Annotated in this window: 11 protein-coding genes; 4 read left to right on the top strand and 7 right to left on the bottom strand. The window is 67.3% G+C overall.

Annotation, left to right across the window (positions count from 1 at the left end):
* The first annotated feature begins 35 nt into the window (after positions 1-35).
* Positions 36-794, top strand: coding sequence for a hypothetical protein (locus tag AC3WT0_RS13855; RefSeq protein WP_492753986.1), 759 nt, complete (start codon positions 36-38; stop codon positions 792-794).
* Positions 795-865: 71 nt separating this feature from the next.
* On the opposite strand, the gene AC3WT0_RS13850 is transcribed toward AC3WT0_RS13855, so the two are convergent.
* Genes AC3WT0_RS13850 through AC3WT0_RS13840 form a run of 3 tightly spaced genes read right to left on the bottom strand, consistent with a single transcriptional unit; the run spans position 866 to position 4683 of the window.
* Positions 866-1147: an ETC complex I subunit gene (locus tag AC3WT0_RS13850; RefSeq protein WP_492753985.1), complete on the bottom strand. Its 282-nt coding sequence runs from the start codon at positions 1145-1147 to the stop codon at positions 866-868.
* Positions 1148-1202: 55 nt separating this feature from the next.
* The gene (hrpB, locus tag AC3WT0_RS13845; protein ID WP_492753984.1) at positions 1203-3650 is read right to left on the bottom strand and encodes an ATP-dependent helicase HrpB; all 2448 of its coding nucleotides are present in this window, start codon (positions 3648-3650) and stop codon (positions 1203-1205) included.
* A gap of 19 nt (positions 3651-3669) precedes the next feature.
* Positions 3670-4683, bottom strand: a complete 1014-nt coding sequence (locus AC3WT0_RS13840) for a polyprenyl synthetase family protein (RefSeq protein WP_492753983.1) — start codon at positions 4681-4683, stop codon at positions 3670-3672.
* 95 nt (positions 4684-4778) lie between these two features.
* On the opposite strand from AC3WT0_RS13840, the gene AC3WT0_RS13835 reads away from it, so the two are divergent.
* Positions 4779-5063 carry a chorismate mutase gene (locus AC3WT0_RS13835; protein WP_492753982.1) on the top strand — a complete coding sequence of 95 codons (285 nt, stop codon included), beginning with the start codon at positions 4779-4781 and terminating at the stop codon, positions 5061-5063.
* Between the two features lie 51 nt (positions 5064-5114).
* Here AC3WT0_RS13835 and AC3WT0_RS13830 read toward each other — a convergent pair whose 3' ends face one another.
* The 4 genes from AC3WT0_RS13830 to AC3WT0_RS13815 form a co-directional block, all read right to left on the bottom strand.
* On the bottom strand, positions 5115-7196 hold the full coding sequence (locus AC3WT0_RS13830; protein ID WP_492753981.1) for a M13 family metallopeptidase: 2082 nt from the start codon (positions 7194-7196) through the stop codon (positions 5115-5117).
* Positions 7197-7311: 115 nt separating this feature from the next.
* Entirely contained in the window at positions 7312-8682 is a 1371-nt protein-coding gene (locus AC3WT0_RS13825; protein ID WP_492754045.1) for a sensor histidine kinase, read from the bottom strand.
* 37 nt (positions 8683-8719) lie between these two features.
* Complete coding sequence (locus tag AC3WT0_RS13820) at positions 8720-9385, bottom strand: response regulator transcription factor (RefSeq protein WP_492753980.1); 666 nt, start codon at positions 9383-9385, stop codon at positions 8720-8722.
* A 33-nt stretch (positions 9386-9418) separates the two neighbouring features.
* A complete protein-coding gene (locus tag AC3WT0_RS13815; RefSeq protein WP_492753979.1) occupies positions 9419-9874 on the bottom strand; it encodes a hypothetical protein in 456 nt (151 codons plus the stop codon).
* Between the two features lie 74 nt (positions 9875-9948).
* On the opposite strand from AC3WT0_RS13815, the gene AC3WT0_RS13810 reads away from it, so the two are divergent.
* Positions 9949-11547, top strand: coding sequence for an amidohydrolase family protein (locus tag AC3WT0_RS13810; RefSeq protein WP_492753978.1), 1599 nt, complete (start codon positions 9949-9951; stop codon positions 11545-11547).
* A gap of 150 nt (positions 11548-11697) precedes the next feature.
* Positions 11698-13476 (top strand): ABC-F family ATP-binding cassette domain-containing protein, encoded by a 1779-nt coding sequence (locus tag AC3WT0_RS13805; RefSeq protein WP_492753977.1) that lies wholly within the window; start codon positions 11698-11700, stop codon positions 13474-13476.
* The last annotated feature ends 30 nt before the right edge of the window (positions 13477-13506 follow it).

The raw sequence follows: 13506 nt of genomic DNA, 5'->3' as shown, positions 1-13506 counted from the left end.
CCGCTATGACGGCGGGCATTGGAGGAGGATTGACGATGGCCCGGCCCCGTTCGCTGCATATCCCGTGTGTCGCGTTCTCGCTCATCCTCGCCGGCTGTGGCAGCAATCAGGATGGCGGCGGCAATGCAAGCGCGGCGGCGGGAAGCAACGCCTCAACGCCCGAATCCAACGTCGCGAGCGCGCTCCCCACTATCGTCGAGACCGCCGAGGCCGCCACGCCCACCGGCCCCCTCGCCTGTTCGGCCGAGATAGGCCGGGCGGCGGCGCAGAAGCGCGCGGACCTGTGCGTCCAGGTCTCGCCCGCTACGCATCCGCCGTGCAACGTCGCCAATAGCTGCGCGATGATCGAGGAAGAGATTGCGCGATCCTGTGCGCTGATCGGCAACGGGTCCGATCGCCCCGCCGGCTGCGGCCCTGCTGCCGCCAGCGTCGCGGCCGCAGGCAATGTGATCCAGCTATATTATCGGGCGCTTGCCGCACGCGACTATGGCACCGCCTATGCGCAGTGGAGCAATGACGGCGCGGCGAGCGGCAAAAGCTATGATGCCTTCGCCAAGGGTTTCGCGGAAACGCGCACGACCAGCGTGACGCTCGGCCAACCCGGCGCGCCGGACGGGGCGGCGGGATCGAGCTTCGTCACCATTCCGGTCACGATCGCCGCGACGCTCAACAATGGCGGACAGCAGCGCTTCGCGGGCAGCTACACGCTCCGCCGCGTCAACGACGTGCCGGGCGCGACGCCCGATCAGCTTCGCTGGCAAATCCAGTCGGCGAGCCTGCGGCCCGCGCAATAAATCGACGTTTGGAGTCCGATCCACTGGCGTGGATGCGACGCCGCGCTCGATCCAGCTTCGCTGGATCAGACTTACCGGAAATTATCCGCGTAGGCCTGCAGCTTCAGCGTCCGCTGCGGCGCGGGGACGACATGATAGGCGATCCCCTCGCGCTCGGCATAGGCGGTGGCGGCCTCGAGCGACGGGAAGGTCAGGCGGAGCTGCCGGCGCGTGTCGGCCGAGCCTGCCCAGCCGGTGAGCGGATCGGGAAGCTGCGGATCGGCAGCTTCATATTCGAGCAGCCACTGATCGGTCCGCGCGCGGCCCGACTGCATCGCATTCTTGATCCGCTGGTAGATTCGCGCCGTCGCCATGAACATGCTCCTGTTGGCTCGCCAATAATCGCGCAGACCCGTGCAAGGCAAGCGTTCAGCCGCGCCGCGCATCAGCCTTTTTGGTGCGAAGTGTCGCGAGCGCTCCCGCCGGATCGTCCGGCCAGGGATGCCGGGGGTAGCGACCGCGCATTTCCTTTGCCACCGAAGCCCAGCTTCCTGCCCAAAATCCGGGCAGGTCGCGCGTCGTCTGGATCGGCCGGCCGGCGGGCGAGGTGAGGCTGAGGACGAGCGGCACGCGACCGCCCGCGACCGTGGGATGCTCGGCCAGACCGAACAGCGCCTGCGGGCGGAGCTCGACGCGCGGACCGCCTTCCGCCGCATAGTCGATCGCGTGGTTGCTGCCGGCGAGCGAGGCGAAGTGCGTGGGCGCGATCCGATCGAGCGTCTGCCGCCCTTCCCAGCCGAGCAAGCCGTCGAGCACACCGGCAAGCGCGCCCGGATCGATGTCGGCCAGCCGCCGCCGGCCCTTGAGCAAAGGCGGCAGCCAGTCGTCGAGCGCGGCCATCAGCGCATCTTCGGAAACGTCGACCTCGGCCCCGCCATGGCCAGCCGCGAAGCCGATGCGCGCGCGCAGCGCCGCAGCGCTTTCGGGCCATGGCAGCAACGACAGGCCGCCCGCGCGCACGCCGTCCAGCAGCGCCGCCGCGATAGCAGCCGGATCGGCACGGTCGTCGGGCCCGCGCGCCAGCAGGATCGCGCCCAGCCGGCGTTCGCGCGTAGCGGAGACGCCGCCGGTCGCGGCATCGAAGCGCACATGGCTGCCGTTTTCGATCCGGTCGGCGAAAAGGCTTTCGACCTCGGCCGGATCGAGCGGCGCGGCGGAGAGGATGCGCGCGCCCGATGCCGCGCCCTGCGTTTCGGCGACCGCAAGCCATTCGGCGCGCGCGAGCGGCGACGTGGGGTCGAGGCGAAAGCCGCGCCCGCCGACGCTGATCCAGTCCTCCCCGTCATGGCTGCGCCGCCGCGCGACGCGATCGGGAAAGGCCAGCGCAACGGCAGCGCCCGCGCCGCCGCGTCCGCCGTCGCCGCCCACCAGCTTCTCCCAGCGCGCGGCAAGCCTGCGCCCCGCCTCGGCGCGCTGGCCGCGCTCGCTCCCCCAGCGACGCAGGCGCAGTTCCAGATCGGGATCGTTGCCGCCCAGTCCGCGCTCCGACAACAGCACGGCAACCTCGGCCGCCGTGCGCGCCCAGCCAAGCTCGCGCGCCTCCACCAGCATATGCGCCAGCCGCGGCGGCAGCGGCAGTGTCGCCAGCTTTCGTCCATGCGCCGTCGGGCGACCGTCGACATCGATCGCGCCGAGGGTCAGCAACCGGCTCCGCGCTTCTGCGATCGCGGCTTCGCCCGGCGGATCGAGCCAGTTGAGATCGCGCGGATCGCGCACGCCCCAGATTGCGCAATCGAGCAGCAAGGCGGACAGATCGGCTTCGGCGATCTCGGGCGGGTCGAAGGGAGGCAGGCCGGCGGTCGCCGCTTCCTCCCACAGACGATAGGCGACGCCCGGCGACTGGCGCGCGGCGCGGCCGGCGCGCTGGGTGACGGCTGCCCGGCTTGCACGCTCGGTAACGAGGCGCGTCATCCCCGCCGCGCGATCATAGCGCGGCCGTCGCGCCAGCCCCGAATCGACGACGATGCGCACGCCATCGAGCGTCAGGCTGGTCTCGGCGATCGACGTGGCGAGGACGAGCTTGCGCTTGCCCGGCGGGGCCGCCGCGATCGCCACGCGCTGGGCGGCCGGATCGAGCGAACCGTGGAGGCGATGAAGATCGATATCGGGCGCGAGACCGTCGAGCCGCTCGGCGGTGCGCTCAATTTCCGCGACGCCCGGCAGGAAGGCGAGCAGCCCGCCCTTTTCCTCGGCCAGCGCGCGGCGGATCGCGGCCGCCATCTCATCCTCGATCCGCGCCTCGGCACGGCGGCCGATGTGGCGCAGCGTCAGGGGATGACTGCGCCCTTCGCTCTCGATCACCGGCGCATCGCCCATCAACGCCGAGAAGCGCGCGCCGTCGAGCGTCGCCGACATCGCCACCAGCCGCAGATCGGGACGCAGCGCCGCCTGCGCATCGAGCGCGAGCGCGAGCCCGAAATCGCTGTCGAGCGAGCGTTCGTGCACTTCGTCGAACAGCACGGCCGATATGCCGGCAAGCTCGGGATCGCTCTGGATGCGATTGCGGAAAATGCCTTCGGTCAGCACCAGCAGGCGCGTGTCGGCCGACTGCTTCGCATCCATGCGCGTCGCATAGCCGATCGTGCGGCCGACGGGTTCGCCCGCCAGCGCCGCCATCCGCTCCGCTGCGGCGCGCGCCGCCAGCCTGCGCGGCGACAGCAGCAGCACCTGCCCGGCGCACCAGGGCTCACCGAGCAGCACGGGGGCCACCGCCGTCGTTTTGCCCGCGCCCGGCGGGGCGACGAGCACGGCGTTGGACGACAAGCGCAAGGCCGCGAGCAGATCGCCAAGAACGGCGTGGATGGGCAGGGTCGTCATCGCCCGCCTCTAATTGCGCTCAGTAGGCGCGTGCGATCGCGAATTCGACGGCTTCGACCAGTGCCGCCTTGGCCTGCCCCGACGCGAAGCCGCCCAGCGCGTCGATCGCCCGCTGGCCGTAGAAACGCGCACGCGCGATCGTGTCGGCCAGCGCTTCGGTGTCGGCCAGCAATTGCTTTGCCTGATCGAGATCGGCGTCCGAGATGCGATGCCCCATCATCGCGTCGCGCCAGAAGCGCTTGTCGGCATCGCTGCCGCGCGCGTGGGCGAGGATGACGGGCAGCGTCACCTTGCCGTCGCGGAAATCGTCGCCCGTGTCCTTGCCCATCGTGCGCGCGTCGGACGCATAGTCGATCGCGTCGTCGACGAGCTGGAAAGCGATACCCAGGTTGCGGCCATAGGCGTCGAGCGCGAGTTCCTCCGCCTCCGGGCGTTCGGCGACGACGGCGGCGATGCGGCACGCGGCGGCGAACAATGCCGCGGTCTTCGCGCCGATGATCTCCAGATACTGGTCCTCGCTGGTATCGACGCGGCGCTGCGCGCTCAGCTGGTTGACCTCACCCTCCGCGATCACCGCGCTGGCGTTGGACAGGATGCGGAGCACCTTCAGGCTGCCGTCCTCGACCATCAGCTCGAACGATCGGCTGAACAGGAAATCGCCGACGAGCACGCTTGCCGGATTGCCCCAGATCATGTTGGCGGTGCGCTTGCCCCGGCGCAGGTCCGATCCGTCGACGACATCGTCGTGGAGCAGAGTCGCGGTGTGGATGAACTCGACGCAGGCTGCGAGCTGGTGGTGCCGCGTGCCCGGATAGCCAAGCAGCCGGGCGCAGGCGAGCGTGAGCATCGGCCGCATCCGCTTGCCCCCGCCCGCGATCAGATGGCCTGCAAGTTCGGGAATCAACGGAATGTGCGATTGCATGCGATCGAGGATGACGCTGTTGACCGCATTCATATCCTGCGCGACGAGCGCCATCATCGGATCGAGCGTAGGCTGGCGCTCGGCGCCGATGCGGTGAACTGTCGCAGTCATTGGGGCGATGTGGCGCGGGCGCGAGCCGAGCGCAAGCGCGAAGCGCTTGCGCTCGGGGCCGTCTGTGTCGAAAACGACCCAAACAGGGGATTCGAATGGCCGACGATACACTGGCGCGTTACCGGGAAAGCATCGACAATATCGATGCCGCGCTGGTCTTCATGCTCGCCGAGCGCTTCAAGATCACGCAGGCCGTCGGCCGTCACAAGGCGACGCACGGCCTGCCCCCGGCCGATCCGGGCCGCGAGGACCGCCAGATCGAGCGGCTGCGCCGGCTGGCATCGGACGCCAATCTCGATCCTGAATTTTCGGAGAAGTTCCTGCGCTTCATCATCGATGAAGTGATCCGTCACCATGAACGGATGCGCGACGGCGCGTAAGCGCCGCCGCAATGAGGAAGGGCGGTCCCTTTCGGAACCGCCCCATCATTCTTACCAGACCTTGATGCGCTGATCGGGCGCCAGGTAGAATTTCTCGCCCGGCTTCACGCCGAACGCCGAATACCAGGCGTCGAGATTGCGCACGACATAAGGCCGCCAGTTGCCCGGCGTATGCGGATCGGTGGTCAGCTGCTGCTGCACCGCCGCGTCGCGGCCCTTGTAGCGATAGATCTGCGCGAACCCGAGGAAGAAGCGCTGGTCGCCGTTGAACCCGTCGAGCACCGGCGCCGCCTTGCCCTTCAGCGAGATATGATACGCGTCGAGCGCGATGTTCACGCCCGCGAGATCGGCCATATTCTCGCCCAGCGTCAGCTCGCCGTTCACATGGCTGCCCGGGATCGGCTCATAGGCGCCATATTGGGCGACGACGCGATCGGTATAGGCCTTGAAGCGCTTCACATCCTCGGCCGTCCACCATTCGCTGAGATTGCCCTTGGGATCGAACTTGCTGCCCTGATCGTCGAAATGGTGGCTCAGCTCATGGCCGATCACCGCACCGATCGCGCCGTAGTTGACTGCATCGTCCGCATTGGGATCGAAGAAGGGCGGCTGGAGGATCGCGGCAGGGAAGACCACCTCGTTCATCAGCGGGTTGGCGTAGGCGTTCACCGTCTGCGGCGTCATGCCCCACTCGCTGCGATCGACGGGCTTGCCGATCTTGTCGAGGTTGCGCTGATATTCGAAGGCGGTCGAGCGCAGTTCGTTGCCATAGGCATCGTCGCGCTTGATCATAAGCGCCGAATAGTCGCGCCACTTGTCGGGATAACCGATCTTGGCGGTGAAGGCGGCGAGCTTGGCCCGCGCCTTTTCCTTCGTCTCGGGCGCCATCCAGGCCAGCTTCTGCAGCCGCAGATCGAGCGCGGCGCGCAGGTTGCCGACGAGGACTTCCATCTTCGCCTTGGATTCGGGCGGGAAATATTTGGCGACGTAAAGCTCGCCCACCGCTTCGCCCAGCCCGGCATTGACGAGATCGGTGCCGCGCTTCCAGCGATCCTTGAGCATGGGCGTGCCCGACAGCGTCTTGCCGTACATGTCGAAATTGGCCTGGACGAAGGCCTTGGGCAGCAGCGGCGCGGCGTTGCTGATCGTGCGTAGCGTCAGATAGTCCTTCCAGACATCCAGCGGCTCGGATGCGATCAGCGCCGCCGTGCCGGTGATCGCGCTCGGCTGCATGACGACGACCTGCGCCTGGTTCCCTGCGCCAGCGGCGGTCAGGAACGCCTTCCAGTCGAAGCCCGGATATTTTGCGGCTGCCTCGGCGGACGCGACGGGATTGTATAGCTTTTCGAGCTGACGCGATTCGGCGCGGGTCCAGTGCGTCTTGGCGATCTTGACCTCAAGATCGTAGATGCGCTGCGCCTTGGCCTCGGCATCGGGGATGCCGGCCAGCGTCAGCATCTGCGCGACATAGGCCTTGTACTTGGTCCGCGCCTCTTCGAACTTCGGGTTGGTGTCGACGAGATAATAGTCGCGGTCGGGAAGGCCGAGGCCGCCCTGGCCGATATAGACGGCGTAGGTGCTGTTGTTCTTCAGGTCCTGCTCAACACCCGCGCCGATCGGCGTGTCGATGCCGATGCGCTGATCCTCGCCGAAGATGCGTGCGACGTCGGCGGCCGACTTGATCGCCGCGATCTCATCGAGCTGCGGCTTCAGCGGAGTGATGCCCTTCGCCTCGATCGCCGCCTCGTCCATGAAGCTGGCATAATAGTCCCCCACCTTCTGCGTCGCCGAGCCCGGCGCCGCCTTGGTCTGGGCCGATTGCTCGATCACGATGCGGGTGCGCTGGTCGGACAGGTCACGCAGGATCGCGAAGCCGCCCCACGAGGCGCGGTCGTCGGGGATCTTGGTGTTCTTGTCCCAGGTGCCGTTGACGAACTTGTAGAAATCGTCGCCGGGCGCGACGCTCTTGTCCATGCCGGCCAGATCGACGCCGAAGTCGCCGAGGCTCGGATGGCCCGGCGTCGACGGCGCCAGCGTGGCGGGCTGCGCGGCCGTGCCCTGCGCCAGCGCAGGCTGGGCGATGGCCGTGGCGAGCGCAAGCGTCGCCGCGCCCAGAAGGATGCGATGAATCATGGATTGTCCCTGGGAAGTCATAAGAAGTGGCAGAGCTTAATGACGCAAGCGGAACGCGCAAGCGCCAGCCGTGTCGTTCGTCGTCAGCTGTCGGCGCTTGGCAGAAGCGCGCCCCTCAATCCGCGGCCGGGAGCCGCAGCCTGACGAGCAAGCCTCCCAGATCCTCGCTTTCCTCGAGCGCGACGGTGCCGCCGTAAATCTCGACGACGTCGCGGACGATGGCGAGGCCGAGCCCGGTCCCGGGCTTCGAGGTGTCCAGCCTCGCGCCGCGCTCGAACAGCTTGTCGCGCAGTTCCTCCGGGATGCCGCGGCCATCATCCTCGACCATGATCTCGACAAAGCCCGCATCGCCGGCGACGGTCACGAACACGCTGCCCCCGCCATATTTGGCGGCATTCTCGATCAGGTTGCCAAGCATCTCGTCGAGATCCTGCCGCTCGACGCGCACCGCCAGATCCTGGCGCCCCGCCATATCGAGCCGGACATGGCTGTAGAGCCGCCCCACCGCACGCTCGACAGCCTGCAGGCTGGGCCAGACCTCGGCCCGGCTGTGCGCATGGCCTCGCCGACCCACGGCGCGCGCGCGGGCGAGATGATGGTCGACCTGCCGGCGCATCGTTGTGGCCTCGCGCGCCACGGTCTCGGCCAGATCGGGCGCGCCTGCGGTCGCGGCGTTCATGATGACGGTCAGCGGCGTCTTGAGCGCATGGGCAAGATTGCCCGCGTGGCGGCGCGCTTCCTCGGCCTGCTTCTCGTTATGCTCGAGCAGCGCGTTCAGTTCTTCGACCAGCGGCGTCACTTCGATCGGCATCGCCTCGGTGATCCGGCTCGCCTTGCCGGCGCGCATCGCGGCGATCGCGTCGCGCACCTTGCGCAGCGGCCACAGCCCGTAAAATGTCTGGAGCGCGGCAAGCACGATCAGCCCCAGCGCCAGCAACGCAAAGCTGCGCACCAGCGTCTTGCGGAGCGAGGCGATCTGCTCGTCCAGCCCGGCGCGCGACTGCGCGACCTGGAACCGCCATGTCACCTTCGACCCCGGCAGCTTCACGTCGCGTTCGAGCACGCGCAGCCGATCGTCGGGAAACTCCTTGCTGTCATAGACGTGGATGTCGTCGTCGCCATGCCCGCTATGCACCTGCAGCGCGCGATCCCACAGCGAACGCGAGCGGAAATGGTCGAAGCCCTTGCCGCTGATCTGGTAGTAAAGCCCCGAATAGGGCTCGAGGAATCGCTGGTCGCCGAGCGGCCGGTTGAGCAGCACCTCACCCCCTGGCCCGATCTCGGCCGAGGCGATCATCGCGGTCAGCACATATTCGAGTGAGTCGTCGAAATTGCGCGTCACCGCGCCGGTCAGCACGCGATCGAGCGCCACGCCGCCGCCCAGCAGAAGCAGGCTGATCCACAGGCCGGCGATGACGATCATGCGCCGGCTGAGCGACCCCGTCGTCCGCCGGCGTTCGGCGGGCGGCACGGTCGGCTCGGTCATGCCGGCCGCCGGTTCGGGGGCCGGCACATCGGCCATGTCAGGCGGCCGGATCTTCGAGGCTGTAGCCGAGGCCGCGGATCGTGGTGATCACGTCCTGACCCAGCTTCTTGCGGATGCGCGTCACGAACACTTCGATCGTGTTCGAATCGCGATCGAAATCCTGATCGTAGATATGCTCGATAAGCTCGGTGCGGCTGACGACCTTGCCCTTGTGGTGAAGCAGGTAGCTGAGCAGCTTATATTCCTGCGCGGTCAGTTTCACCGGTTCGCCGGCCAGCGTCACGCGACCGCTGCGCGTGTCGAGGCGCACGTCGCCCGCGATCAGCTCCGAACTGGCATTGCCCGAGGCGCGGCGGATCAGCGCGCGCAGGCGGGCGATCAGCTCCTCCGACTGGAAGGGCTTGGCGAGATAATCGTCGGCGCCCGCATCGAGCCCCGCCACCTTGTCCGACCAGCTGTCGCGCGCGGTCAGCACGAGCACCGGCATGGTGCGGCCTTCCTTGCGCCAGCGATCAAGCACCGTGAGCCCGTCAATCTCGGGCAGGCCGAGGTCGAGGATCACCGCGTCGTAGGATTCGGTCGAACCGAGGAAATGCCCATCCTCGCCATCCGTGGCGAGATCGACCGCATAGCCCGTATCCTCAAGCGTGCTGCGAAGCTGCTGGCCCAGGCTCGGTTCGTCCTCGACGATCAGAACACGCATCGAAATCCTCTCAATGTAACGGAAGCGTTGCGCTTAATAGCCCGAACGGCCGACCACCTGTCCAGTCCGACCGTCGACATCGACCCAGATCACCTGCCCACCGCGCAGGAATTTGAGGCGATAATTGCCGCTCGCCGAATTGAACTCGGGACCGAGATAGGATGCGCCGGGCATGCGCGGGACGATGCGCCCCTCGATCTCGCGCAGCGAACGCACCTGCCCCTGCGCGCGGGCGCGGTAGGCCTCATATTGATCGCCGCGCCGGAAAGGCGGCCCGCCATAGGGGTAGCCCGATGGACCGTCCCGGCCGCCATCGCGATCCCGACCACCGTCGCGGTCGCGACCGCCGTCCCGATCCCGGCCGCCCGGATAGGGCCGTTCATAGCGATCGCCCGGATAAGGCTGCGCCCTCCGCTGGGCGATCGCCGAATCGGCGACCACCGCAGCGCCAACGGCGAAGATTATCGCTGTCAGGATGGGCTTGGTCATCTTCATTGCTGGTTGGCATAGGCGAGAGGCCTTGAATAGGTCATGAATGCCGCACAGGTCCGAAGGGGGAAGCCATGATCCGCAAACTGCTTGCTTCGCTGGCACTTGCCTGTGCGGCCGCGCATCCGGCGGCGGCGCAGAATGACGGGATGATCCGCGTCGCCGATCGCGCGCCGGGCGAAGGCGCCGGCCCCTATGCCACGCTCGTCGTTCGCGGTGCGACGCTGATCGACGGCAGCGGCGCTCCCCCGCGCGGCCCGGTCGATATCGTCGTCCACGGCAATCGCATCGCCGAGATCAGGCCCGCCGGCACGCCCGGCCTGCCGATGCGCGCCGACCGCGCGCCGCGCCAGTTCGATCGCGAGATCGACGCCACGGGCATGTACGTCCTCCCCGGCTTCGTCGACACGCACGGCCATAACGGCAATGCGGAGAAGGCCCCCGACGCATCCTATGGCTACAAGCTGTGGCTGGCGCATGGTGTCACCACGGTGCGCGGCGTTCCCTTTTATTTCGGCACACCCAACCGCAGCATGGACGACAAGCGCCGCAGCGCCGCCAACCAGATCGTCGCCCCCCGCCTCTATGTCTATCTCGTGCTCGGTGACGGCTGGAGCGGCGGCAAGGTCGACACGCCCGAAAAGGCGCGCGCCTGGGTGAAATGGGCGGCGGCGAACGGCGTCGACGGCATCAAATTCTTCAACATGGACCCGCCCGAGGTGATGAAGGCGGCGATCGAGGCGGCCAAGGCGGCAGGGCTCGGCACCGTCGCGCATCTCGGCCAGCTCGGCGTCGCGCAGGTCAATGCGCGCACCGCGGGCGAATGGGGACTCGGCACCGTCACCCATTTCTACGGCCATTTCGAATCGCTGCTGAAGGACGGCGGCGTCCAGAAATTCCCCAGCGACTACAACTACAATAACGAACAGCAGCGCTTCGGCGGCGCGGCCGCCATCTGGGACCAGACGGTCGAGCCCGGCAGCCCCGAATGGATCGCCTATCTGGAGGAGCAGAAGGCCAACCACGTCACCTTCGATCCTACCTTCACCATCTATTCGGCGAGCCGCGATCTGATGCATGCGCGCAATGCCGACTGGCAGGAACGTTATGCCCTGCCCTCGCTCTGGGACTTCTTCCAGTCGTCGCGCGAAAATCACGGCAGCTATTTCTACGACTGGACGACCGAGAACGAGATCATGTGGCGGCGCTTCTATGCGCGCTGGATGCGGCTAATGAACGATTACAAGAATATGGGCGGGCGCGTGACCACCGGCTCCGATCCGGGCTTCATCTACGAACTTTGGGGCTTCGGCTATATCCAGGAATTCGAACTGCTGCAGGAAGCCGGCTTCTCGCCGCTCGAGGTCATCCAGTCGGCGACGATCAACGGTGCACGGACGCTGGAAGAGCCCAAGGGCAAGGCGCCCGAGTTCGGGCTGGTGCGCGAAGGCATGCTCGCCGATCTGGTGATCGCGCCGGAAAATCCGCTCGCCAACTTCAAGACGCTCTACGGCACCGGACATCTTCGCCTAAACCCCGCGACCGACAGGCAGGAGCGCGTCGGCGGCGTGAAATGGCCGATCAAGGACGGAATCGTCTATGACGCGCATCAATTGCTCGATGAAGTCGCGAAGATGGTCGCCGACGCCAAGGCCAAGCGCGCCGCGCGATAGCCCCTCTGCCGTCATTGCGAGCGCAGCGACGCAATCCAGAAATGTTGGGCGCAAAGCTGGATTGATTCGCTGCGCTCGCAATGACGATATGCATCGTGACGACTGACGCGGGGTGACGAACGCCCTCGCCGTCGCTATCTCGCGCCGATCATGGCAGCACCCGTCCTAACCTTCGAAAATCTCGGCCTCATCCAGGGGAGCGGCTGGCTCTTTCGCGGGCTCGACGTCCATATCGGCGAGCGCGACCGGCTGGTGCTGATCGGGCGCAATGGCGCGGGCAAGACGACGCTGCTGAAACTGCTCGCCGGGCGAATCGAAAGCGACGAGGGGCGGCGCAGCATCGTCCCCGGCACCCGCGTCATCCTGCTCGAGCAGGACCCCGACGTCAGCAAGTTCGCGACGCTGCGCGATTTCGCGATGGCCGCGCCCGATGCGCCGCCGCTGCACGAGGTGGAGTCGATCGCCGACCAGATCGGGCTCGACCTGTCGCGCGAGGCGGCAACCGCGAGCGGGGGCGAGCGCCGCCGCGCCGCGATCGCGCGCGCGCTGGCCCAGGAGCCCGACGTGCTGCTGCTCGACGAGCCGACCAACCATCTAGACCTCGCGGCGATCGACTGGCTGGAAAGCTGGCTCAACCGCTTCAACGGCGCTTTCCTGGTCATCAGCCACGACCGAACCTTCCTGACCCGGCTGACGCGCACCACGTTATGGCTCGATCGCGGCAACCTGCGCCGTGCCGACGTCGGCTTCGGTGGGTTCGAGGCATGGATGGAACGCGCCTATGCCGAGGAAGCGCGCGCCGCCGAGAAGCTGGACGCCAAGCTGAAGCTGGAGTTCCACTGGCTCGAACGCGGGGTCACCGCGCGGCGGCGGCGCAACCAGGGGCGGCTGGAAAAGCTCAACCAGATGCGCGCGCAGCGGGCCTCGATGATCGGGCCGGCGGGCACGGCCAAGCTCGCCATCGCCACCGACGACGTGAAGACCAAGTCAGTCATCACCGCGCTCAACGTCACCAAGCGCTTCGGTGACAGGACGATCATCCGCGACTTCACCTTGCGCATCCAGCGCGGCGACCGCATCGGCATCGTCGGCGCGAACGGCACGGGCAAGACCACGCTGCTCAAGCTGCTCACCGGCGAGATCGAGCCCGACGAAGGCACGATCACGCTCGCCAAGACGCTGGACGGCATCGTCATCGACCAGCAGCGCTCGCTGCTCCAGCCGCAGAAGCGCGTCCGCGACGTGCTTGCCGACGGCGGCGACTGGATCGCGGTGCGCGGGGTCAAGAAGCATATCCAGGGCTATCTGAAGGACTTCCTGTTCGAGCCCGGTCTGGCGGACGCGGCCATCGGCACGCTTTCGGGCGGCGAGCGCTCACGCCTGCTGCTCGCGCGCGAATTTGCCCGCGAATCGAACCTGCTCGTGCTCGACGAGCCGACCAACGATCTCGACCTCGAGACGCTCGACCTGCTGCAGGAAGTGATCGCAGACTATGACGGGACCGTGCTGATCGTCAGCCACGACCGCGACTTCCTCGATCGCACGGTCACCATCACGCTGGGGCTCGATGGATCGGGCAAGGTCGATATCGTCGCCGGTGGCTATGAGGATTGGGCGAAGCGGCGCGAGCCGAAGCCCGAGCCGCACAAGGCCGCCGCCAAGCCGCAGGCCGTCGCCGCGCCCAAGGCGCCTTCGGCCAAGCTGACCTACAAGGACCAGCGCGACTATGACCTGCTGCCGAAGCGGATCGAGGAAATCGAGGCTGCGATCGCGCGCGACGAAAAAGCCTTGTCCAACCCCGATCTCTACACGCGCGATCCGGCGAAGTTCCAGGCGCTGACCAAGGCGATCGACGCCGCGCGCGGGGAAAAGGACGCAGCCGAGGAGCGCTGGCTGGCGCTCGCGGAAATGGTCGAGGCGCTGGGCTAGGCCAGCAATCCCCACTCCGTCATTGCGAGC

Source organism: Sphingomonas sp. EU05-FHT14C10 (assembly GCF_058790595.1).
This window is presented reverse-complemented; position numbering and strand designations above follow the sequence as displayed.

What these genes read in the sequence shown, in the direction of transcription:
- AC3WT0_RS13855 (WP_492753986.1), top strand. Translation starts at nt 36, where the DNA reads ATGGCCCGGCCCCGTTCGCTGCATATCCCGTGTGTCGCGTTCTCGCTC.
- AC3WT0_RS13850 (WP_492753985.1), bottom strand. Translation starts at nt 1,147, where the DNA reads ATGGCGACGGCGCGAATCTACCAGCGGATCAAGAATGCGATGCAGTCG.
- hrpB (WP_492753984.1), bottom strand. Translation starts at nt 3,650, where the DNA reads ATGACGACCCTGCCCATCCACGCCGTTCTTGGCGATCTGCTCGCGGCC.
- AC3WT0_RS13840 (WP_492753983.1), bottom strand. Translation starts at nt 4,683, where the DNA reads ATGACTGCGACAGTTCACCGCATCGGCGCCGAGCGCCAGCCTACGCTC.
- AC3WT0_RS13835 (WP_492753982.1), top strand. Translation starts at nt 4,779, where the DNA reads ATGGCCGACGATACACTGGCGCGTTACCGGGAAAGCATCGACAATATC.
- AC3WT0_RS13830 (WP_492753981.1), bottom strand. Translation starts at nt 7,196, where the DNA reads ATGATTCATCGCATCCTTCTGGGCGCGGCGACGCTTGCGCTCGCCACG.
- AC3WT0_RS13825 (WP_492754045.1), bottom strand. Translation starts at nt 8,682, where the DNA reads ATGACCGAGCCGACCGTGCCGCCCGCCGAACGCCGGCGGACGACGGGG.
- AC3WT0_RS13820 (WP_492753980.1), bottom strand. Translation starts at nt 9,385, where the DNA reads ATGCGTGTTCTGATCGTCGAGGACGAACCGAGCCTGGGCCAGCAGCTT.
- AC3WT0_RS13815 (WP_492753979.1), bottom strand. Translation starts at nt 9,874, where the DNA reads ATGACCAAGCCCATCCTGACAGCGATAATCTTCGCCGTTGGCGCTGCG.
- AC3WT0_RS13810 (WP_492753978.1), top strand. Translation starts at nt 9,949, where the DNA reads ATGATCCGCAAACTGCTTGCTTCGCTGGCACTTGCCTGTGCGGCCGCG.
- AC3WT0_RS13805 (WP_492753977.1), top strand. Translation starts at nt 11,698, where the DNA reads ATGGCAGCACCCGTCCTAACCTTCGAAAATCTCGGCCTCATCCAGGGG.